1 protein-coding gene is annotated in these 713 nt (G+C 67.5%); it reads left to right on the forward strand.

The window, feature by feature from the left end:
* On the forward strand, positions 1-713 hold a 713-nt coding region (gene dmpG, locus GVL12_RS25745; protein ID WP_159918385.1), incomplete at both ends, for a 4-hydroxy-2-oxovalerate aldolase.

Here is a 713-nt window from a genome sequence, read left to right on the forward strand (position 1 = left end):
GGCGCCCACACCGACCTCGAATGGATAGAGGCCGTGGCCAGCGTGGTCAAGCACGCGAAGATCACCACGCTGCTGCTGCCGGGCATAGGCACCGTCCATGACCTCAAGGCCGCCTATGACGCCGGCGTGCGCGTGGTGCGCGTGGCCACGCACTGCACCGAGGCCGACGTGTCGCGCCAGCACATAGAGTACGCGCGCCACCTGGGCATGGAGGCCGTGGGCTTTCTGATGATGAGCCACATGCAGACGCCGCAAGGCCTGGCCCGGCAGGCCAAGCTGATGGAAAGCTATGGCGCGACGGTCTGCTATGTGGTGGATTCGGGCGGCGCCCTGGGCATGCAGGATGTGCGCGAGCGCTTCCGCGCATTCAAGGATGTCCTGAAGCCCGAGACCCAGACCGGCATGCATGCCCACCACAACCTGAGCCTGGGCGTGGCCAATTCCATCGTCGCGGTCGAGGAAGGCTGCGACCGCGTCGACGCCAGCCTGGCCGGCATGGGCGCGGGCGCGGGCAATGCGCCGCTCGAAGTGTTCATTGCCGCGGCCGATCGCCTGGGCTGGAACCATGGCACCGATCTTTACAAGCTCATGGACGCGGCCGACGACATCGTGCGTCCGCTGCAGGACCGTCCGGTGCGCGTGGACCGCGAGACATTGGCGCTCGGTTACGCGGGCGTCTACAGCTCGTTCCTGCGCCACGCCGAAGTGGCTGC

The organism is Pantoea sp. 18069, assembly GCF_902706035.1.
In the GTDB taxonomy this organism is placed as follows: Bacteria; Pseudomonadota; Gammaproteobacteria; order Burkholderiales; family Burkholderiaceae_C; genus Comamonas.